1 pseudogene is annotated in these 269 nt (G+C 42.4%); it reads right to left on the reverse strand.

Annotation, left to right across the window (positions count from 1 at the left end):
• Window positions 1-269, reverse strand: a pseudogene (locus SB775_RS30010) (dihydroorotase); the annotation flags it as partial.

Here is a 269-nt window from a genome sequence, read left to right on the forward strand (position 1 = left end):
GATTCATTTTAAAGTTAGGATCAGCCGATGGGATATCATCTTCACATAATACTAAGTGATGCGGTGTTACTTCTGCTGTCACCTTAATTCCAGCACGTTTCGCGTCACGGATTACACGTACAGATCCTTTTGTACTTACGTGACATACGTGGTAGTGACAATTTGCAGCTTCCGCAAGTAAGATGTCCCGGGCAATATGTACGGATTCACATACTGATGGGATACCGTTTAATCCGTGTTTCTCAGAAAACTTCCCTTCATGTACACAT

The organism is Peribacillus sp. SIMBA_075 (assembly GCF_046534585.1).